This window comes from Pseudomonas mandelii, from assembly GCF_900106065.1.
Taxonomy (GTDB): Bacteria; Pseudomonadota; Gammaproteobacteria; order Pseudomonadales; family Pseudomonadaceae; genus Aquipseudomonas; species Aquipseudomonas mandelii.
In genome coordinates, this window is sequence record NZ_LT629796.1 from 71,546 (window position 1) to 94,364 (window position 22,819).

Below are 22,819 nucleotides of genomic sequence, written 5' to 3' on the forward strand. Positions count from 1 at the left end.
GCCCGCGAAGGCGTCCTTGAGATCGCGTTCGCGGGCAAGCCTCGCTCCTACGAAAATGAGTTACGCAATGGCCAAACGGCGTTCCAGTAAGTCCTCAAGCTCATCAAGCAACTCATCACCACGCAACAGCTCGTAGTGCCCGCCGGCCAACAGGCGATCAACGCCATGACTGCCGACCTGGCCCTCGAACACCCGACGTTCGTCGTCGCGCCCGGCCACCCACCAACGATGGGCCGAGGCCTTGATCGTCGGCAGTTGCCGATGCGCCAGCGCCAGTTGCTTGAGGCGTGAGCCGGTGGCGAAGATCTGCGTGAGCTCCCCCGCGCCCAATGCGGCTTGTTCATTGGAACCGTGCAAGGCGGCTTCAATCACGGCGGTGGAGCCCTCGCGTTCACTCAAGCCAGCGGCTTTGCGCGCAATCAACGCCTGAGCCTCATCGGCGGGCAAACCGAGCACAAACTTCAGGAAATCACCGAGGTCCTCGCGCCAGTCCCCCGCCTCTGCGGTGCCGGCCACGTAGCTGTCGACCAACCCGGCAAACGCCACGGTTTCACCTTGGCCTTCCAATTCGTGGGCAACCAACTGCGTCAACGCGCCGCCCAACGACCAGCCCAGCAAGTAATACGGTCCTTCGGCCTGTTGACTGCGAATCCGCTGCGCATAGGCTTGCGCCATGGCGAGCAGCGATTCGTCCTGCCAGTGCGGGTCAAGCAGCATGCGGCATTGCACGCCGTACACCGTGCGCCGTCCTTCCAGACGCCGGGCCAACGGTTCGTAGTCGAACACCGTGCCGAAACCGGCGTGCAGGCAAAACAGCGCCGGCACATTCGGGATCCGCGCATTCAGCGCCAGCAAAGGGTCCGGCGCAGACGTGGGTTCGGTCACCTGATAACCACTGAGTTCGGCAATGCACGGTTTCTGCATCAGATCCCGCAGCTTCAACTCGAAGCCCAGTTGCGGCTGACTGCGCACCCGTGAGATGACTTTGAGCACCTGCAATGAGTCGCCGCCCAGTTCGAAGAAGTTGTCGTCGATGCCCACTTGCGGCACGCCAAGCACCTCTTGCCAGATCGCGGTCAGCGCCTTTTCCAGATCGTTGCGCGGCGCGCGATAACCGCCCAGCGCCCATTCAGGCTCCGGCAGTGCGCGACGGTCGAGCTTGCCGTTGGCCGACAGCGGAAAACGTTCCAGCACCAGGATCCGTGGCGGCACCATGTAGTCCGGCAGTTGCGCTTGCAGCTCAGATTTCAAGCGACGATCCAGCCCGACAGCACCGGCCGCCACCACATAACCGACCAATTGCTTGCCAGTCGGCGTGTCGTGTACCACCACGGCGGCATCCTGCACCCCAACGCATTCGCGCAGACGCGCTTCGATCTCGCCCGGCTCGATGCGGAAACCACGGATCTTCACTTGCTGGTCAAGACGCCCCAGATAGTCGATCAACCCGCATTCGCGCTGGCGCACCAGGTCGCCGGTGCGGTACATGCGGCCACCGGCCTCGAACGGATCGGGGATGAAACGCTCGGCGCTCATGCCGGGATGCTGGTGGTAACCGCGCGCCAGGCATTCGCCGCCCAGGTACAACTCGCCGCTGACACCGGCCGGCAACGGATTGAGGTCGGCGTCCAGCACATACAAACCCCGCCCGGCCACGCCACGCCCAATCGGCGCATACGCCGCGTCGCAGGTTTCGCTGGCCTCGGCACGCCACAGCAGCGGCGTGACCACGGTTTCGGTCGGACCATAACCGTTGACCAGACGCTGCGGACGCAAGGCGCGCTTGACCTGCTCGAAGCTCGCCTCCGGCACCGCATCACCGCCAAAGCAATACACCTCGACCGCCGGTGGATTGCCAAGGCGTTCGGCCACTTCGGCCATCTGTTGCAAGTAGGCCGGCGGGAAGCAGGCGACGGTGACGCCATGGCGCTGCATCACTTCGAGGGTTTGCTCCGGGGTCCATAAACTGTCCTCGCGGATCACCAGGCTGCCACCGGCCAACATCACACTCAGCCAACGCTCCTGCGCACCGTCGAAGGCGAACGACATGAAGTGCAGCTCACGGCTGCGCGGTGCCAGTTCGTAGAGCTCGATGATGCCGCGGCAATGCCGGGCAATCGGCCCACGTGCCACCGCCACGCCTTTGGGCTGGCCCGTGGAACCGGAGGTGTAAATCAAATACGCCAAGTGCCCAGGCAACGGCTGGGAAACCGGGCATTCAGCGTGGTCGGTAACGCTCAACTGGTCGAGCAGCAGACGCGGCGGGCTGTCGGCCAGGGTCAGTCGATCCCCCAGATTGCTGTCACAGAGCAACAGGCTGGCCGCCGAATCGCTCAACATATATGCCAGCCGCTCGGCCGGGTACGCGAGGTCCAAAGGCAGATACGCCGCCCCTGCTTTAAGCACCGCGAGGAACGCAACGATGGTGCGCTCGGAACGCGGCAACGCCACCGCCACCAGACTTTCCGGGCCGATGCCGCGACCGATCAGTTGCTGCGCCAACCCATTGGCCTGCGCCTCAAGCTGTGCATAACTGACGTGCCGACCTTCGCAGATCAAGGCGATTTTCTGCGGCTGCGCTTTGACGTGTTGATTAAACGCGTGAAGCAAATCAGCGCTGTCATCTGACACCTGCGGCAGACTCAAACGCGCCTCAGGCAAGCCAATATTGCCAAGCAGACGCGTAGCATCCTCCGGCAACGCACGCAGCAATCCTTCCAACTGCGCACGAATCCGCTCGACTTCCACGTCACTGAAGCGATCACGCAGGAACAGGTACTCAACTTCCAGGCCTTCTTCGTTGGCGCTGACCATCAAGTCCATCGGGAAGTTGGTCACCCCGCCGCTGCCGACTTCGGCAAAGCGCAGCTCGCCTTCCTCGCCGCCTTTCAAGGCGCGGTCCACCGGATGGTTTTCGAACACGATGATGCTGTCGAACAAACCCTGGCCACCCTGCCCGGCCCAGCGCTGAATGTCCGACAACGGCGTGTGTTCGTAGTCACGCACCATCAGGTTGTAATCCTGCAAGTCGCGCAGCCACTCGCCCACCGGCTGTTGCGGATCAAGGGTCTGAATCACCGGCAAGGTGTTGATGAACAGACCGAGCATGTCCTGCGCACCGGCCAACCCGGTCGGGCGCCCCGCCACCGTGGCGCCGAACGCGACACTGCGCTGGCCGCTGTGGCGTTGCAGCAGCAACAGCCACGCGCCTTGCACCAGCGTGTTCAGTGTCACGCGTTGACGCTTGGCGAAGCTGTGCAGTTTGCGCGTCGCCTCGGCGTCGAGGTGGCTGTACATCACGCCGTGGCCGGAACCAGCGGCACCGGAAGCTTTGGCCAGAATGGTCGGTTCTTCGAGCAGCGCCAGGCGCTCACGCCAGAAGCCTTCGGCTTGCGCGCCGTCCTGGCGTTGCAGCCAGGCGATGTAGTCGGCGTAGCGCCCGGTCAGGGTCGGCAGGCTGTCGTTGTGGTACAGGCGCAGCATGTCGCCCAACAGACGCGAAGCGCTCCAGCCGTCGAGCAAGAGGTGATGGTAGATCCAGATCATCTGGTAACGGTCATCACCCAGGCGCACCAGGATGAAACGCATCAACGGCGGGAAGCTCAGGTCGAAGCCCTTGGCCTGTTCCGCTGCGGCCAGTTCGCCCAGCGCCTGCTCGGTGTCGGAGCGGTCGCGCCAGTCGAGTTCTTCGATCGGCAACTCGACGTCGGCGAACACCGCTTGCAGCGGATCGGCCAAGCCATCGCGCCAGCGGAACGCGGCGCGCAGCACTTCATGTCGCTCGACCAGCGTCTGCCAGGCCGCGCGGAAACGCGGCACCTGCAAGCCGTCGACTGCCACGCTCAACTGGTTGACGTAGGGGTTGAGCTCCGGTGAATCCAGGCAATGGAACAGCATGCCTTGCTGCATCGGCGACAGCGGATACAAGTCTTGCAGACCTTCACGGGCAGCGATGTCGATGTGCGGCACCAGTGAGAAAGCTTCGACGTTTGGCGCTTCGATCAATCTTGCTTCACGGCTGCTGGCCACGGAGGCCAAAGCACGAATGGTCTGCTGCTCGAACAGCTGCTTCGGACTGAACACCAGCCCACGCTGCCCGGCACGGCTCACCGCTTGCAGCGAAATGATCGAATCACCGCCCAGCTCAAAGAAGTTCTCGGTGACACCCACCGACTCCAGCCCCAGCAGTTCCTGCCAGATCTCAACCAGCAACACTTCGGCCGGTGTTGCGGCGGCCACGTGATCGTGGTTCTGCCGAGTGGCTTCCGGCGCCGGCAGGCCTTGGCGATCAAGCTTACCGTTCGGCGTCAGCGGCAACGCGGCCAGGCACATCAAGTGCGCCGGCAACATGTGCGCCGGCAATCGGCTGCGCAGATGAGCCGTCAGCGCTTCACGCAGAGCCTGCTCATCGGCAAGCGGATCGCGGGGCACCACGTAACCGACCAGTTGGCGGCTCACCGGACCTTCACGGTCGATCACGAACGATTCACGCACGCCTTCGTGTTCCAGCAGGCAGGCTTCGATTTCGCCGAGTTCGATACGGAACCCGCGAATCTTCACTTGCTGGTCGATACGGCCGAGGTATTCAACGACGCCATCGGCGCGGAACCGTGCGAGGTCGCCGCTGCGGTACAAACGCGCACCCGGCACGAATGGATCCGGCACGAAGCGTTCAGCGGTCAGGTCCGGACGTTGATGGTAACCCCGGGCGACACCCTCGCCGCCCAGGTACAACTCGCCCGCGACGCCAACCGGCAACGGCTGCAAGCCGCCGTCCAGAATGTAGGCGCTGCGGTTGCCCACCGGCCGGCCAATCGGCATGAACGCCGAGTCGAACTCGGTATCCGGGTACGCCAGCCAGATCAGTGGCGTGATCACCGTCTCGGTCGGGCCGTAGCCGTTGATCAAGCGCTTGGGTTGCAGCACTTGCTGGACTTCATCGAACGCGTGCTTGGCCATGCCCTCGCCGCACGGGGTGTACGAACGGATCGGCAAATCACGCCCCGCTTCGCCCATGAAGTCGGCGATCTGCGACAGATAAGTCGGGGTAAAACAGGCAATGGTGATGCCGTGTTTTTCGATCTCGGCGCAGGTGCGCTCCACGCTCCACAACTCGTCATCGCGGGGCATGACTGCCGAACCGAACACCAGCGGCGTCAGCCAGCGTTCGTGGGCGCCGTCGAAACTGATCGAGGCGAATTGCAACTCGCGGTCGTCCGGGGTCATGCCGTACAACTCGCCGATCGACAGGCAATGCATGGCCAGCGGACCGTGGGCCACACTGACGCCTTTGGGCCGCCCGGTGGAGCCTGAGGTGTAAATCAGGTACGCGAGGTTTTCGCCGCAGGTCAGGTTGACCGGGTTGGTGTCCGCCATGGACGCCAGCGGCTCGCGGTCGATTTCCAGCACCGGCAGGCCTTCGGGCAACGGCAGTTTTTCCCGCAGCCACGACTGGCTGATCATCAGCGAAATGCCGCTGTCTTCCATCAGGTAACGCAGGCGTTCCGTCGGGTAAGCCGGGTCCAGCGGCACGTAGGCGCCGCCGGCCTTGAGGATCGCCAGCAGGCCGACGATCATTTCCGGTGAGCGCTGCATCGCCAGGCCAACCCGCACTTCCGGACCAATGCCCAGTGCGCGCAGGCGATGGGCCAATTGGTTGGCGCGACGGTTGAGCTGATCGAAGCTCAATTGCAGATCGTTGAAGATCAGCGCGGTGGCGTCCGGGCGAATGACCGCTTGGGCCTCGATCAACTGATGCACACAGAGCGGGTTTTGCGCGGCCGTGAATGCCGGGTTCCATTCGACCAACTGTTGCGCGCGTTCCGGCGCGGTCAGCAGGTCCAGTTCACTCAATGCCGCGTTTGGCGCGGCGACCATCGCCGCCAGCAGCGCGGCCAGATGCTCGCTCATCCGAACAATCGCTTCGCCGCTGAAATGGGCGCACTGGTAACTCCAGTTCAGGCTCAACTGGCTTTCGGCGGTGGCCGCCAGGGTCAGCGGGAAGTTAGTGCGTTCATGGTTCTGCGGAACCGAGAAGCTCAAACCGGCCGGCGCGCCTTGTTGCAGCGCTTCGGCCACCGGGAAGTTTTCGAACACCAGCAGGCTGTCGAACAGCGGCTCACCGGCACGCCCGGCCCAGCGCTGAATGTCCCCCAATGCGGTGAATTCATGCTCACGCAGTTCGAGGTTTTGTGCCTGCAAACGGGTCAGCCACTGGCCGACGCTTTCCACCGCGTCCGGGCTGCTGATCACCGGCAAGGTGTTAATGAACAGGCCGAGCTGGCTTTCGGCACCCGGCAAATCCACCGGCCGCCCCGCCACAGTCGCGCCGAACGCAACACTGCGCTGGCCGCTGTAGCGTTGCAGCAACAGTGCCCAGGCGCCTTGCACCAAGGTGTTGAGGGTGACTTTTTGCTGACGGGCAAACTCGCTGAAACGCTGGCTGGTGGCGACATCGAAGGTCTGGCGATGGTCGGCAAACTCTACGGCCAACTGATTTTTACCGTCGCCATGGGCCAGGCTCTGCGCCAGTAACGTCGGGTTGTCGAGGGTCGCCAGCTGCTCGCGCCAGAAGACCTCGTCGGCGTGGGCATCCTGACGTTGCAGCCAGCCGATGTAATCGGCGAAACGCCCGGTCGGCGCCTGCACATCCTGCCCGGCATAACGCTGCAAGACTTCGCTCAGCAGCAGCGAATTACTCCAGCCATCCAGCAACAGGTGATGGTGGGTGTAGATCAATTGCTGACGCTCATCGTCCAGCCGCACCAGGGTCAGGCGCATCAATGGCGCCCGGGTCGAATCGAGTTGCAGGCGCTCGTTGTCGATCAGTTCAATCAATGCGTCGGCCTGATCGCTGCGGCCACGCCAGTCCAGACACGTCATCGGCAGTTGCAAATGACGATGGACCACTTGCACCGGCGCTTCGAAACCGTCGGGGAAGTGGAAGCTGCTGCGCAGGATCGGATGGGTGTCGAGCACCGCTTGCCAGGCGCGGCCAAGACGCTCGGCGTCGAGGCCACGGGCTTGGACGCTGAGCTGATTGACGTAGGCGCCAGACGCCGATTCATAGAGGCTGTGGAACAACAGACCGGCCTGCATCGGCGACAGCGGATACAGGTCTTCAATCTGCGCCGGCGGCACCGGCAAGCCATCGAGTTGCGCCTGGGTCAGGCGCGCCAGCGGGAAGTCCGCCGGGGTCACGCCACCCGCACCGTCGCTCAGGCAATGGTCGATCAGCGCCAGCAATTCACGTTGGTAATCGGCGGCCAGCGCTTCGATTTCACGTTTGTCGAAGCATTCGCGGCTGAAGGTCCAGTCGAGTTTCAGTTCGCCGCCATACACCTGGCCGTCCACCGACAGCCAGTTCGGCAACGGTGCGTCCGCCGATTGCGCGGCGCCGCTGGATTCCTTGGCCGGGGTGAACAGGGCGTCTTCGGCGAAGCTCTGGTCGAACTGCCCGAGGTAGTTGAACGTCACGCGTGCTTGCGGCAATCCGGCCAACGCCGCTTGGGTCGAGGCATCGCCCAGGTAGTGCAGCAGGCCGTAGCCCAGGCCTTTTCCGGGGATTTCGCGCAGTTGCTGCTTGATGGCCTTGATCGAGCCCGCCAGGTCGGCGGTTGGCGTCAGGCGCACCGGAAACAGACTGGAGAACCAGCCAACGGTGCGGGTCAGGTCGATGTCGTCGAACAGCTCTTCGCGACCATGGCCTTCGAGTTGAATCAGCGCCGAAGCGTCACCGGTCCAGCGGCTGAGGGTTCGGGCCAGCGCGGTCAGCAGCAGGTCGTTGACCTGTGTGCGGTAAATGGCTGGCGCCTGTTGCAGCAGCCTGGTGGTTTGATCGCGGTCCAGGCCGATGCTCACGCCTTGGCGCAGATGCCCGGCCTGACTGGCTTGGGCATTGGCGGCGGGCAGCGAATCATTGGCGACGCTCAGCTGCGCTTGCCACCAGTCCAGTTCGCTGGCAGCGGCTTCGGAGCGGGCGTAGGCGTCAAGTTTGTCGGCCCAGGCCTGGAAAGCGCTGGTCTTCGGTGGCAGGTCTTGCCCTTGATAAGCCGCTTGCAAATCTTCCAGCAACACCCGCCACGACACCCCGTCCACCGCCAGGTGATGGATCACCAACAGCAACCGCTGCGAACCATCCGCCTGAGCGATCAACGCGATGCGCAGCAGCGGACCGTCTTGCAGACTGAGGCTGCGCTGCGCCTCGTCGCACACCGATTCCAGCGAAGCATCGTTGGCCACGCGGGCGGTCCAGAGCATGTCGATCACATCGCAGCTGTCGGCCCCGACATAACGCGCCGACCATTGGCCATCGACCTGACTGAAGCGCAGACGCAGGGCATCATGCTGCTTGAGCAAACGTTGCAGCGCGGCTTGCAGGCGTGGCAATTCAAGGGTTTCGCGTGGTGTCAGCAGCACCGCCTGGTTCCAGTGCGCGCGTTGCGGGATCGGCTCGTCGAAGAACCAGCGCTGGATCGGCGTGAGTGTTTGCACACCTTCCACCGGCCCTTGCTGCGCCAGCGGGGCGGCCTGTTCCTTGACCACGGCGGCCAGGGCTTGCAAGGTTTGCTGCTGGAACAGGTCGCGGGGTTGCAGGCTCAGGCCGGCGCGGCGCGCACGGCTGACCACCTGGATCGAAATGATCGAGTCGCCGCCCAGCTCAAAGAAATTGTCCTGACGCCCGACCTGCTCCACGCCCAGCACGTCCTGCCAGATCTGCGCCAGCACCTGTTCATGTTCGCTGCGTGGCGCTTCGAAGGCACGTTGGCTGACCTGTGCGGTCGGCGCGGGCAGGCGTTTGCGCTCGAGTTTGCCGTTGGGGCTCAGGGGCATTTGCTCGATCAGCACGGTTTGCGCCGGCACCATGTAATCCGGCAGGCTCGCCAGCAAATAGCTTTTCAGGGTTTCACGCCAGGCGCCTTGTTGCTCGGCATCGGCGCTGACCAAGGCTCGATCCTGCGGCACGATGTACGCGACCAACTGCTTGCCGCCCGGGCCATCGAGGGCCAACACTACGGCTTCCTGCACGTCCGCATGTTCTTGCAGGCGCGCCTCGATTTCGCCGAGCTCGATGCGCAAACCGCGAATCTTCACTTGGTGGTCGATGCGCCCGCAGTAGTCGATGGCACCATCAGCGCGATAGCGCGCCAGGTCACCGGTGCGGTACAGACGCTCGCCGCTGCCAAACGGATCGACCACGAAACGCTCGGCGGTCAGCGCGCCACGACGGTGGTAACCGCGCGCCAGGCCGACGCCACCCAGGTACAACTCGCCCACCGCGCCCAGTGGCAACGGTTGCAGTTCGCTGTCGAGGATGCAGGTGCGCAAGTTGGCAATCGGCCGGCCAATCGGCACGCTGTCACGCCCTTCTTCCACGCAGGTCCAGTGGGTCACGTCGATGGCCGCTTCGGTCGGACCATAGAGGTTGTAGAGATTGGCTTGCGGCAGGCTGCGCAAGGTCTGGCGTTGCAGTTCCATCGGCAGCGCTTCACCGCTGCAAATGATCCGCTGCAACGAAGTGCAGGCCAGCGCTTCGTCGGCAACGATGAACGCCGAGAGCATCGACGGCACGAAGTGCAGCGTGGTGATCGCCTGCTCGACGATCAACGCGGCCAGGCGTTGCGGATCACGGTGCTCGCCCGGCGCGGCGATCACCAGGGTGGCGCCCTTCATCAGCGGCCAGAAAAACTCCCACACCGACACGTCGAAACTGAACGGCGTCTTTTGCAGCACGCGGTCGCTCGGCTGCAAGTTGTAGGCTTGCTGCATCCACGCCAGACGGTTATGCAGCGCCACATGGCGGTTACCGGCCCCCTTGGGTTTGCCGGTGGAGCCGGAGGTGTAAATCACATAAGCGAGGTTTTCCGCGACCGCAAGGTTGGCCAGGTCAGTGCCCGGCAAGTCGTTCAGCCAATCGGTGTCGGCGTGCAGGCACAAGGTGCGCACGTTGTCCGGGGTCGGCAGTTGCGCCAGCAGATATTCCTGGGTCAGCAACAACGTAATGCCGCTGTCTTCGATCATGTAGCTCAGGCGATCAACCGGGTATTCCGGGTCCAGCGGCACGTACGCACCGCCCGCCTTGAGAATCGCCAGCAGGCCGACAACCATTTCAAACGAACGGTCGCAGGCAATCCCCACCAGCACGTCCGGGCCGACACCCTGGGCACGCAAGTGGTGGGCCAAACGGTTGGCGCGCCGGTTCAGCTCGGCGTAACTCAGGGACTGGTCCTGGAACACCAGCGCCGTCGCCTCTGGGTGTTCAACTACGCGTTTTTCGAAATGGCGCTGCACGCAGACTTCGCCCGGATAGGCCTGAGCGGTGTCGTTGAGCTCGTCGAGGATGCGCAGACGCTCATCGGCGTCCAGCAACGGCAACTCGGCGAGCGGGCATTGCGGGTTAGCCAGAACACCGGCCAACAAATTGCGCCAGTGCCGCGCGAGGTGCTCGATACGTTCAGCGTCGAACAGATCGGTGGCGTAAGTCAGGCTGGCGAACAGTTTGTCGCCCTCCTCCTGGGTGTCCAGTTGCAGGTCGAACTGGGTGGTGTGCGCCGTGGCGTTCAATGCCTCGACGCGCAGGCCGGCGAGCAAGCCGCTGACCGCCGCCGGTTTGGCTTGCTGGTGGTTGAACATCACCTGGAACAGCGGGCTGTGACTGAGGCTGCGTTCACCTTGCAGCGCCTGCACCAGACGCTCGAACGGCAAGTCCTGATAATCCTGGGCGTCCAGCGAGGCGGCGCGGGTCTGGTCGAGCAATTGGCTGAACGGCAGACGTCCGTCCAGTTCCGCGCGCATCACCTGGGTGTTGACGAAGAACCCGATCAAGCCACGGGTTTCCGCGCGATTACGGTTGGCAATCGGCACACCGACACGCACGTCGGCCTGGCCGCTGTAGCGATAGAGCAAGGCCTGGAAGCTCGCCAGTAACAGCATGAACGGCGTGACACCGCGCTGTTTGGCCAGGCTCATCAGACCGCTGGCCAACGTGGTATCGAGGGCGAAATCCAGACGCGCACCGCGCTGGCTCGGTTGCGCCGGGCGCGGACGGTCGGTCGGTAATTCGAGCAGCGGTTGTTCGCTGCCCAGGCGGTCGCGCCACCAGTTGAGTTGACGTTCCAGCTCGCCCGCCTCCATCCAGCGGCGTTGCCACATCGCATAGTCTGAATACTGGATCGGCAGTGCCTCCAGCACCGTGTTCTGACCTTGGCAATGCGCGGCGTAGAGCCGGGAAAACTCTTCCACCAGCACGCCCATCGACCAGCCATCGGTGACGATGTGGTGCAGGGTCAGCAACAGCACGTGGTCTTCGGCATCGAGTTGCAACAGGCTGACCCGCAACAGCGGGCCGTGTTGCAGATCGAAAGGCCGGGCGATGTCCTGTTCGACGCTGTTCATCGCCTGATCGAAGCGCTGATCCTGAGGTTCGCCGCACAGGTCGATCTGCTCGATGGGCAGCGAGGTGAACTCGGCCAGCGTCTGCACCACTTGCCCGTCGTCCTCGACGAACCGGCTGCGCAAACTCTGATGCCGCTGCAGCAGCCCATCGAAACTCTGCTGCAACGCAGCAACGTTCAGCGGCCCGTGCAAACGCAGCGCGGCCGGAATGTTGTACGCCGAACTGTGTGGATCAAGTTGCCAGAGGAACCATTGGCGCTGCTGCGCGTATGACAATTCGAACGTTGCTTGCGGCTCGGCAGCCGGCGGAATCGGCAACTGGCCGAAGCTCACGCCCTGCTCTTGCATGCGTTGCAGAAACTCGCGGCGCTTATCAGCCGGCAGGCCGGCGAAGCGGCTGGCGATACGCTGGGCAGTGGTGTGTTCCATCAGTTGATCTCCATCTCGTCGAGAAGCGACTCAAGCGCATCAAGACGTGCATCGTTGTCAGCCGGGGCGTGTTGCCCGGCCATGGCGGCATAAGCCTGAAGGTCGGTGGATTCGAACAGCGCGCGCAGCGGCAGCTCGATGCCCAGTTCCAGTTCCACGCGGGCACTGGCCTGGGCCGCGAGCAATGAATGCCCGCCCAATTCAAAGAAGTTGTCGCGTCGGCCTATCTGCACCACGCCCAGCACGTCGGCCCAGATCGCGGCCAGTTGCTGTTCGAGGTCGCCCTCGGGGGCTTCGAACGGCCGTTGCCATTCCTGGGCATCGGGCACCGGCAGCGCCTTGCGGTCGAGCTTGCCGTTGCCGGTCAATGGCAAGGCATCCAGCAGCAACCAGTGGCTCGGCACCATGTAGTCCGGCAGTTCCACCTTGAGCGCGGTGCGCAGGTTGTCGCGCCAGGCGATCGGGTCATGCGGGGTTTGCTCGGCCACGACGTAGGCGCACAGCTGCGGCCCGCCGTCGCCGGCATGCACGCTCAACACCGCTTGGCGCACGCCCGGTTGGGCCAGCAGCGCGGCTTCGATTTCACCCAATTCGATGCGGAAACCGCGGATTTTTACTTGCTGGTCGATCCGGCCGAGGTAGTCGATGCTGCCATCGGCACGCTGACGCGCCAGGTCGCCGCTGCGATAAAGACGCTGCGAAGTCTCGAACGGGCTCGGCACAAAACGCTCGGCGGTCAGGCCGAAACGGCCGTGATAACCCCGCGCCAGACCGGCGCCGGCGATGTACAACTCGCCCGCCACACCCACCGGCACCGGATGCAGCTGACTGTCGAGCAAGTACCAGCGCAGGTCGCGGATCGGCAAGCCAATCGGGCTTTGGGCCTTGCCGTCGAGGTCGGCCAGGCGGATCGCACGGTAGGTCACGTGCACCGTGGTTTCGGTGATGCCGTACATGTTGACCAGGGTTGGCTGTTGGTCGCCGAAGCGTTCGAACCACGGACGCAGGCTCGCGACTTCGAGGGCTTCGCCACCGAAAATCACCTGACGCAACGCCATGCTTCGTGGGCTGGCACAGGCAATCGGCAACAACTGGCGGAACGCGCTCGGCGTCTGGTTCAACACCGTCACGCCCTCATCACAGAGCAAGCGATGGAATTGCTGCGGCTCGCGGCTGATGTCATACGGCACGATCACCAGACGCCCGCCGGTGCACAGCGAACCAAACAGCTCCCACACCGAGAAGTCGAAGGCGTAGGAATGGAACAGCGTCCAGACATCGTCCGGACCGAAGCCAAACTCGCCAGCCGTGGCCGTGAGCAGACGCCCGACGTTGCCATGGCTGAGCAATGCGCCTTTAGGACGACCGGTGGAACCGGAGGTGTAGATCACGTAGGCGAGGTTGTCCGGGGTCGCCAGCGCTGGCAGGTTGGCGTCACTGACCCCATCCAGCTGCAACGATTCCAGGCTCAGCACCTGCACGCCGTCTCGGGCCGGCAGACTGTCGATCAAGTGTTGCTGGGTCAGTAGCAGCGTGACGCCGCTGTCTTCGATCATGTAGCTCAGGCGTTCGGCCGGGTAATGCGGGTCGAGGGGCACGTAGGTGCCGCCGGCCTTGAGAATCGCCAGCAAGCCGATCACCAATGGCATCGCCCGCTCGGTGGCGATGCCCACGCGCACTTCTGGCCCTATGCCTTGTTCGCGCAGTGTGCGCGCCAAGCGGTTGGCCTGGGCGTTGAGTGCGGCGTAGGTCAATTGCTCGCCTTCGTAGACCAGGGCGACGGCATTCGGCCGTTGTGTGGCTTGCGCTTCGAACAACTGATGCAAGGTCGGCGACGTCGGTTGCGCCTGGAATGCGGGGTTCCAGTGCTGCACCAAAGCCTCTTGCTGCGACCCGTCAATCAGGGGCAGTTCGGCGACGCGTTGCTGCGGATCGCTGACCACCGCGCGCAGCAGGTTCAGCCACTGCTCGCCAAGGCGCTGCATCGACGCTTCGTCATACACATCCGTGGCGTAAGTCAGGCTGGCATCCAGTGCTTCGCCCTGCTCCTGAGTATCGAGGACCAGATCGAATTGCGTGGTGTGTTGCTGCCAGTGCAGACGCTCGACGTTCAGGTCGGCAACCGTGCGTTCGACACTCGCGCCCAACGGCTGCTGATGGTTGTAGAGCACCTGGAACAACGGGCTGTGATTGAGGCTGCGGTCCGGTTGCAAGGCGTCGACCAGCTGCTCGAACGGCAAGTCCTGATTCGCTTGCGCGCCCAATGCAACCTGTTTGACCTGTTGCAACAAGGTGCTGAACGGCTGCTGCCCATCGATCTCGGCACGCAGCACCTGGGTGTTGATGAAGAAGCCGATCAGGCCTTCGGTTTCGAGACGCGAACGACCGGCGCTCGGCACGCCAACGTTGATGCGCGACTGCCCGCTCTGGCGATGCAGCAAGGTCTGGAAACTCGCCAGCAACAGCATGAACAACGTCACTTGCTGTTCCTGGGCACGTTGACGTAAACCGGCGAGCAACTCGCGATCCACGTTGAGCACCAGGCTGGCACCGCGCTCGCTGCGGCGGGCAGGACGGGTCAGTTCGCTGGGCAATTCCAGCGGCGCCTGGCTGCCGGCCAGTTGCTCACGCCACCACGTCAGTTGACGTGCACCCTCGCCCGCTTCCAGCCAGTCGCGCTGCCAGCGGGCGTAGTCGCTGTAGTTCACCGGCAGGTCAGCCAAACCGGCGGCGCGACCGCTGGCGGCCGCCTGATACAAGGAGCTGAACTCATCGACCATGACCTGCATCGACCAGCCGTCGGCAGCGATGTGATGGACGGTGAGGACCAGCACGTGTTCGTCGGTGTTCACTTGCAGCAGCAACATGCGCCATAGCGGACCGTTGCGCAGGTCGAACGGACGGGCGATTTCTTCGGCCACGGCCGTGTCGACCGACACCTGATCGAGTGTGCGTTCCTCCAGTTGCAACGCCAGATTGTCGTGCAGCACCGGACGTGCCTGCAGACCATCTTGTTCGAAGGTCGTGCGCAGGGTCTGGTGACGGTCCTGCAACCGGGCGAAGGCTTCGCGCAGGGCTTCGCGGTTCAGCGGGCCTATGAGGCACAGTGCGGCAGGAATGTTGTAGGCCGGGCTTTGCGGGTCCAGTTGCCAGAGAATCCATTGGCGCTGTTGGGCAAAAGACAAAACCTGCGGCTGATCGATCACGGCACGTTGTAGCAAAGGTTGACCGCTGATATTTGCCAGCGCGGCACGCCCGGCAAATTCCGCCAGGTTCGCAGCGGAGAACAAGCTGCTCACCGACAGTTCGAGCTGCAACTGCTGCCGCACCCGCGAGATCACCTGAAGCACCAGCAACGAGTGCCCGCCGAGCGCGAAGAAGTTGTCGTTGCGGCCAACTTGCCCGACCTGCAACACGTCCTGCCAGATCAGCGAGAGTTCCGTTTCCAGCCCTTCGACCGGGGCCACGAAGTCACGCTGTGCATCGCTGGCCTCGGCGCGTGGCAAGGCTTTGCGATCCAGTTTGCCGTTGTTGTTGAGCGGCAGCTTCGGCAGCAGGACCAAGTGATTCGGCACCATGTATTCCGGTAGCGACTGATGCAGAGCGGCTTTCAGGCGTTCCAGATAATCAACTTCGGACGACAGCGAATCGCCGGCCACGATGTACGCCACCAGTTGCGTGCCGTCCTGGGCGATGACCGCCGCTTCACGCACGTCTTCACGGGCTTGCAGGCAGGCTTCGATCTCGCCCATTTCGATGCGGAAACCGCGGATCTTCACTTGATGGTCGATGCGGCCGACGTATTCCAGCTGCCCTTGAGCGTTGTAGCGCGCCAGATCGCCGCTGCGGTACAGACGCGCGCCCGGTTCACGGGCAAACGGGTCCGGCAGGAAACGTTCAGCGGTCAGCGCCGGACGATTGAAGTAGCTTTGCGCGAGGCAGGCCGGAGCGCCGATGCACAGTTCGCCGACACCGCCGGACGGCAGCAACTGACCCGCCGCATCCAGCACATACAGCGCACGACCGGCGATGGCACGACCAATCGGAATGCCAAACGCATCGCTGGCATCGTCGAGACGGCACTCATGCACGCTGGACACCACGGTCGCTTCGGTCGGGCCGTAGGTGTTGAGCAGTCGCATGTGGCTCAATCCGGCCTGATGCCACAGGCGCAAACCTTCGACCGACATCGCTTCGCCACCGACGTGGACCTGGCGCAAAGCACCGAGACCGCTGACCACGCCGCTCGCGCATTCGCGAGCGAGCAAGTACCAGTAAGCGGCCGGCAAGTCCGCCACGGTCACGCCGTGCTGGACGATTTCGGCGGCGAGGCGACCGGCGTCCCACACGTCATCGCCGCGCATGATCAACGCCGCGCCGACGCACAACGCCGGGAAACATTGCTCGACGAAACCGTCGAAGCTGAAGGTCGCGAATTGCAACACCCGGTCCGACGCCGACAGCACCGAATAGTCGGCGGCGCTCTGGCAGAACTCGCGCAACGCGGCATGGGCGATGGCCACGCCTTTGGGTTGGCCGGTGGAGCCGGAGGTATAGATGATGTAGGCCAGATCGCCGGCGACCGCGTGGTGGTGCGGATTGCTGCCGGGGTAGTCGGTGCCGTCCTCAAGGCTGAGACGGCGCACGCCCGGCACCTCCTCCAGCAGACCGGATTCGCACAGCAGCACGTCGAGACGGCTGTCATCGATCATGTAGGCCAGACGTTCGTTCGGGTATTTCGGATCGAGCGGCACGTAGGCGGCGCCACTTTTGAGCACCGCCAGCAGGCTGACGATCAGCTGCGGACCACGGTGCAGCGCCAGGCCGACACGCTTGCCCGGACCGGCACCGTTGGCCATCAGACGATGGGCCAGACGGTTGGCCTGGGTGTTCAATTGCGCGTAGCTCAGGGACTGGCCGTCAACCTGCAACGCCAGCGCGTCCGGGGTCGCGGCGGCCTGCGCGGCGATCTGCTCGTGGGCCAGAAGTGTTGTGGACAACTCGATTGTCGGCGGTTGGCTGATCGCGAGCAGCGCGTTGTTGCCGTCGACGTCGAGCAGTTCCAGCGCGCCAAGTGCGGCGTCCGGCTGGGTGACAAGCTGCATCAGCAGGTGCTGCAAATTGGCCGACAACCCGGCAACTTGCGCCGCGCTGAAACGCGCGGCGTCGTAGCTGAAGTCCAGGCTCAGGCCTTCGCCCAGCTCGATGCCCAACGTCAGCGGATAGTGGGTGCGCTCGTGATTGTGCAAATTGCCGAACGACAACCCGGCCGGTGCGCCCTGTTTCAACGCTTCGGCCACCGGGAAGTTTTCGAACACCAGCAGGCTGTCGAACAGCGCCGAACCCTGTTGTCCCGCCCAGCCCTGAATGTCGTAAAGCGGCACGTGCTCGAACTCGCGCATGGCCAGGTTCAGCCCTTGCAGCTCGCCCAGCCATTGGCTGACGGTGCAATCCGGCTTCATCGCACAGACCAGCGGCAGCGTGTTGATGAATAAGCCGAGTTGCGCTTCGATCCCCGGCAACGGCGCCGAACGCCCGGCAACCGTGGCCCCAAACACCACGCAATCCTGGCCGGTGCAACGATGCAGCAACAGACTCCACGCCCCTTGCAGCACGGTGTTGAGAGTGACTTTCTGCTGGCGGGCAAACTCGATCAGACGCTGGGTGGCGCGGCTATCAAGGGCGACGCGGTATTCCTCGCTGCCCTCGGCGCCCACTGGCGGGCGCAAGGCTTCGGCCAGCAAGGTCGGCGCTTCCAGCGGTGCCAAAACGGCTTTCCAGAACTGCTCGCCTTCGGCAGCCGATTGCTGCTGCAACCAGCCCATATAATCACGGTATTGCCCGGTCGGTGCCGGCAGCGCCTGGCCAGCGGCGTAATGCTGGATCACTTCGGCGAGCAACTGCGCGTTGCTCCAGCCGTCCATCAAAATATGGTGGCTGGTGTAGATCAGGTGCCAGTCATTGGCGCCCATGCGCACCAGCTTCAAGCGAAACAGCGGCGCACTGCCCAATTCAAAACCTTGGGCACGTTCGGCGTCGGCCAGCGCATCGGTGTCGGTGGCGTCCAGCACTTCAAGCGGCAACGCGACGTGGCGGACAATCGCCTGATGCGCGGTGTCGAGGCCTTGCCAGTGGAAGCGGCTGCGCAGGATGTCGTGACGCTCCAGCGCGGTTTGCCAGGCCTGAGCGAATCGCTGCGGATCGAGGCCCTGGATGTCCAGACGTAACTGACTGATGTAGGCGCCGACTTGCGGTTCGTACAGCGTGTGGAACAGCATGCCCTGCTGCATTGGCGACAGGGGATACAGGTCTTTAAGGGTCGCGACCGACAATTCGTCGAGTTGCACCTGACTGATGCGCGCCAACGGGAAATCCGACGGCGTGACCTGAGGCACTTCAACGCCGCAGCAGTGTTCGATCAGCGCGTTGAGTTCTTGGGCGTAATCGTCCGCCAGACGCTGGATGGTCGCGGTGTTGAACATCTCGCGACTGAAACCCCAGCTCAGCGCCAACTCGCCACCGTAGACCTGGCCTTCGACCGTCAGCCAGTTGCCCAGCGGCGCCGACGGATCCTGGGCCACGCCGTTGCCTTCGGTGGACGGCACGAACAGCGCGGCGTCGTCGAACTGGCGGTCGAACTGCCCGAGGTAGTTAAAGGTGATGCGCGGTTGCGGCAACGCGGCCAGTTCGGCGCGCATCGCCGGGTCGCCGAGGTAACGCAGCGCGCCGTAGCCGAGGCCTTTGTCCGGCACGGCACGCAGTTGCTCCTTGATGGTCTTGATCGACGCACCGAGGTCACTCGACGGCATCAGGTTGACCGGGAACAGGCTGGTGAACCAGCCGACGGTGCGGGTCAGGTCGATGTCGTCAAACAGGTCTTCACGACCATGGCCTTCGAGCTGAATCAGCGTGCTGCCCTGCCCGCTCCAGCGGCACACCACCCGCGCCAGTGCGGTCAGCAGCAGGTCGTTGACCTGGGTGCGATACGCCGCCGGGGCGTGTTGCAGCAGTTTGCGGGTTTGCTCGGCGTCGAGTTTGATTTCGAGTTTGTGCTCGAAGCGGTTTTGCAGCGCGCCGTTCGGACGGTCACACGGCAAATCGGTCGGTGCGTCGCGCAGCTGGGCCTGCCAGTGACCGAGGCTGTTTTCAAACGCTGGCAAATGATCTTGCAGACGGGCGACCCAGCGTTGATACGTGCTGGTTTTCGCCCTCTTCACGGCGCTGCCGCTGTAGAACTGTTGCAGATCGTCCAACAGCACGCGCCAGGAAACACCGTCCACCGCCAGGTGATGGATGACCAGCAGTAAACGCTGAGAACCGTCCGCCATCGCCACCAGCAGCGCCCGGATCAACGGGCCATTTTGCAGATCGAGGCTGCGCTGGGCTTCGTCGCACAGCGCATTGAGTGCTTCGACCGATTGCGCCTGACGCTGCCACAACACTGACTCGGTGGTCGGCGCCGCATAGACCTGCTGCCAGCCTTCAGCGGTCTGCTCGTAACGCAGGCGCAAGCTGTCGTGATGGGTCAGCAACTGCTCAAGCGCGCGGTCCAGCGCCTCGACGTTCAACGCCTCGCGCGGCACCAGCAACAGCGACTGGTTCCAGTGCTGACGCTCGGGAATTGCTTGCTCGAAGAACCCCTTTTGCACCGGCGCCAACGCCACCACGCCACTTGCCGGACCTTGGTCAATCAGCGTTTGCTCGCCGCTGCGGGCAGCCTGGGCCAGGCTGCGAACGGTCTGGTGCTGGAACAGGTCCTTGGGGCTCAACACGATCCCGGCCTGGCGCGCACGGCTGACCACTTGCATCGAGACGATGGAGTCGCCGCCCAGTTCAAAGAAGTTGTCTTCAAGGCCGACGTTGTCGATGGCCAGCACGTCTTGCCAGATCGCGGCGAGGGCTTTTTCCATCGTTGTGCGCGGAGCGACGTGCTCGCGCTGTTGCTGCGCGCCATCAATCGCCGGCAGGGCCTTGCGGTCGAGTTTGCCGTTGGGGGTCAGCGGCAGCTGCGCGAGGAACAGCAGGAACACCGGGACCATGTAGTCCGGCAGGTGTTGGCGCAATGCCGCTTTCAGGGTTTCACGCAGGGTGGCTTGCGCATCGGCGTCATCGACCAACGCCGGATCGGTCGGCACGATGTAGGCCACCAGTTGCTGCCCGTTGACGCCGTCCTGCGCCAACACAGCCAGTTCGCGCACGTCCGCTTGCTGCAACAGCCGTGCTTCGATTTCGCCCAGCTCGATACGGAAACCACGGACCTTGACCTGATGGTCGATGCGCCCGACGTATTGCAGCGAACCGTCGACCTGATAACGGGTCAAGTCGCCGGTGCGGTACAAGCGCTCGCCGTTGCTGGCGAACGGGTTCGGCACGTATTTTTCGGCAGTCATGCCTGGGCGTGCGAGGTAACCGCGGGTGATGCCGGCGCCCGCCAGGTACAGCTCGGCGGACACGCCTTGGGGCACCGGTTGCAGGTCGGCGTCCAGCAAATAGCTGGCGGTGTGCTTGAGGGGACGGCCGATGTTCGCGCGACCGCCCGCTGCACGGCGGGTCCAGGTCGAATAGGTGGTGTCCTCCGACGGCCCGTACAGATCGTAGACGTGTGCGACGGTCGACTGCTCATACAACGCATCCACCAGGCTCTGCTTCAGCGGCTCGCCGGCGAGGTTGATGATGCGCACGCTCGGCGGGATCTGTCCGTCGCGCTGCAAGGCATTGATTGCCGACGGCACGGTGTTGATCAGGCGCACCTGATCCCGGGCCGGCAGTTGCGGCAACTCCAGGGCGTTGCGGGCGATGATCACCGAGCCGCCGTTGGCCAGGGTCACAAACAGCTCCCATACCGACAGGTCGAAGCACACCGAGGTCGAGGCCAGCACGCCCTGGATGTCTTCGCGGCTGTACACCGATTTAGACCAGTCGATCAGCGCCAGCACGTTGCGATGGGCGATGGCCACGCCCTTGGGTTTTCCGGTGGAGCCGGAGGTGTAGATCACGTAGGCCAGGTTGTCCGGCGTGACGCGGGTGACCGGCGCGCTGCTCGGGTAAGCGGCCCAGGTCATATCGTCCATCAGCAACACCGGGGTATCGGCTGCCACGGCCAATGTCGCGGCGACCGAATGCTCGGTCAGCAACACCAGGGCGCGACTGTCTTCGAGCATGTAGGCGACGCGTTCGGCCGGGTAATCCGGGTCCAGTGGCACGTAGGCGCCACCGGCCTTGAGGACGGCAAGCAGCGCGACCAGCAAGCTGTCGGAACGCTGCATCGCCACGCCGACCCGGACTTCCGGGCCGACACCCAGTTCGATCAGCCGGTGGGCCAGGCGATTGGCCTGAGCGTCGAGTTCGGCGTAGGTCAGATGCTGGGTGGCGAAGGTCACCGCCAACGCGTCCGGGCTGGCCGCGACTTGCTGGCTGATCAGTTCATGAATGCACAAATCCTGCGCGAAGCTTTCGTCAGCGCGATTCCAGTCATGCACGATGCGCTGATATTCGGCTGTTTCAAGCAGCGGCAAATCGCTGATGCGCTGCTGTGAATCGCTGACGATGCCCTGCAGCAGGTGCGTCCAGTGCTGCGCCATGCGCGCGATGGTCACGGCGTCGAACAGGTCGTTGGCGTAGGTCAGCGCCGCGTGCAGTTTGCCGCCCTTTTCATACGTATCGAGGGTCAGGTCGAACTGCGTGGTGCGCCCTTCCCACTCGATTACGCCCAGCGCCAGGCCGGAGGCGGTGCTGACCGTGGAAATGTCCGCGACCTGCGGCTGGTGGTTGTACATCACCTGGAACAGCGGCGTGTGGCTGAGGCTGCGTTCCAGTTTCAGCGCCTCGACCAGGCGCTCGAATGGCAGGTCCTGATGGGCCTGGGCGCCAAGGGCGGTTTCCTTGATGGCGCGCAGCAACTCGTCGACGCGGGTCTGACCATCGAGCTTCGTGCGCAACACCTGGGTGTTGATGAAGAAGCCGATCAGGCCTTCGATCTCGGCGCGGTTACGGTTGGCAATCGGCACGCCGACGCGGATGTCGGTCTGCCCGGTATAGCGATGCAGCAGCGCGTTGAAGGCGCCGAGCAACAGCATGAACAGGGTGACGCTGTGTTTCTGCGCCGTGGCCCGCAGTTGCTCGGCCAGTTGCGGGTCGACCGCAAACTCGTAACGGGTGCCGCGATAGCTCGGCATCGCCGGGCGCGGGTGATCGGTGGGCAGTTCCAGCACCGGGTGCTCATCACCCAGTTGCGCTTGCCAGTAGTCGAGTTGACGCGCCTGTTCGCCCGCCTCGAGCCAGCGGCGTTGCCACAACGCGTAGTCGCTGTACTGGATCGGCAATGGCGCGACTTGCGGTTGCGCGCCCGCCTCAAAGGCGTCGTAGCAGCGGATGAATTCGTCGATCAGCACGTTCATCGACCAGCCATCGGAAACGATGTGGTGCAGGGTCAGCAGCAGGACGTGTTCCTGCTCGGCGAGCTTGAGCAAAGTGACGCGCAGCAGCGGGCCGACTGACAGATCAAACGGCAACACCGATTGCTGCTCGGCTGCCTTGGCAACTGCCACTTCGCGCTCCGTGGCTGGCAAGGCGCTGAAATCCACATGATCGATGACCAGCGGCGCGCTGGCCGGCACTTGCAGCAACGTGTCGTCGGCGTGGCGCTGGAACACCGTACGCAGGGTTTCGTGACGCGCCACCAGGCTGGCGAAGGCTTGCTCCAGCGCCGGCAGGCTCAAACGCCCGGTCAGGCGCACCGCACCGGGCAGGTTGTAGGCACCGCTTTGTGGGTCCAGCTGCCAGAGAAACCACATGCGTTGCTGGGCATACGACAGCGCCTGGCGATCTTCGGCGTCGACGCCGGCTGGAATGGGGAACCGGGCGAAATCAACGCCTTCCTTTTGCAAGGCCGCAAGGAACATCTGGCGCTTTTCCAGGGGCAACCCGATAAACCGGCGAGCAAGTTTCAAGGAGTCTTCAGCATTCATTTCTAAGCATCCGGATCAGTGGCGGGAAG

2 protein-coding genes are annotated in these 22,819 nt (G+C 63.8%); both read right to left on the bottom strand.

What is annotated here, in order from left to right; all coding sequences use genetic code 11:
• Positions 1-60: 60 nt before the first annotated feature.
• Complete coding sequence (locus BLU63_RS00295; RefSeq protein ID WP_083374653.1) at positions 61-11,823, bottom strand: non-ribosomal peptide synthetase; 11,763 nt, start codon at positions 11,821-11,823, stop codon at positions 61-63.
• The gene (locus BLU63_RS00300) at positions 11,823-22,790 is read right to left on the bottom strand and encodes a non-ribosomal peptide synthetase (RefSeq protein ID WP_083374654.1); all 10,968 of its coding nucleotides are present in this window, start codon (positions 22,788-22,790) and stop codon (positions 11,823-11,825) included. Before BLU63_RS00300 ends, BLU63_RS00295 begins: the two co-directional genes overlap by 1 nt.
• Positions 22,791-22,819 lie beyond the last annotated feature (29 nt).

Excerpts from the sequence above, each read along its gene's own strand:
- BLU63_RS00295 (WP_083374653.1), bottom strand. The coding sequence starts at position 11,823 with ATGGAACACACCACTGCCCAGCGTATCGCCAGCCGCTTCGCCGGCCTG.
- BLU63_RS00300 (WP_083374654.1), bottom strand. The coding sequence starts at position 22,790 with ATGAATGCTGAAGACTCCTTGAAACTTGCTCGCCGGTTTATCGGGTTG.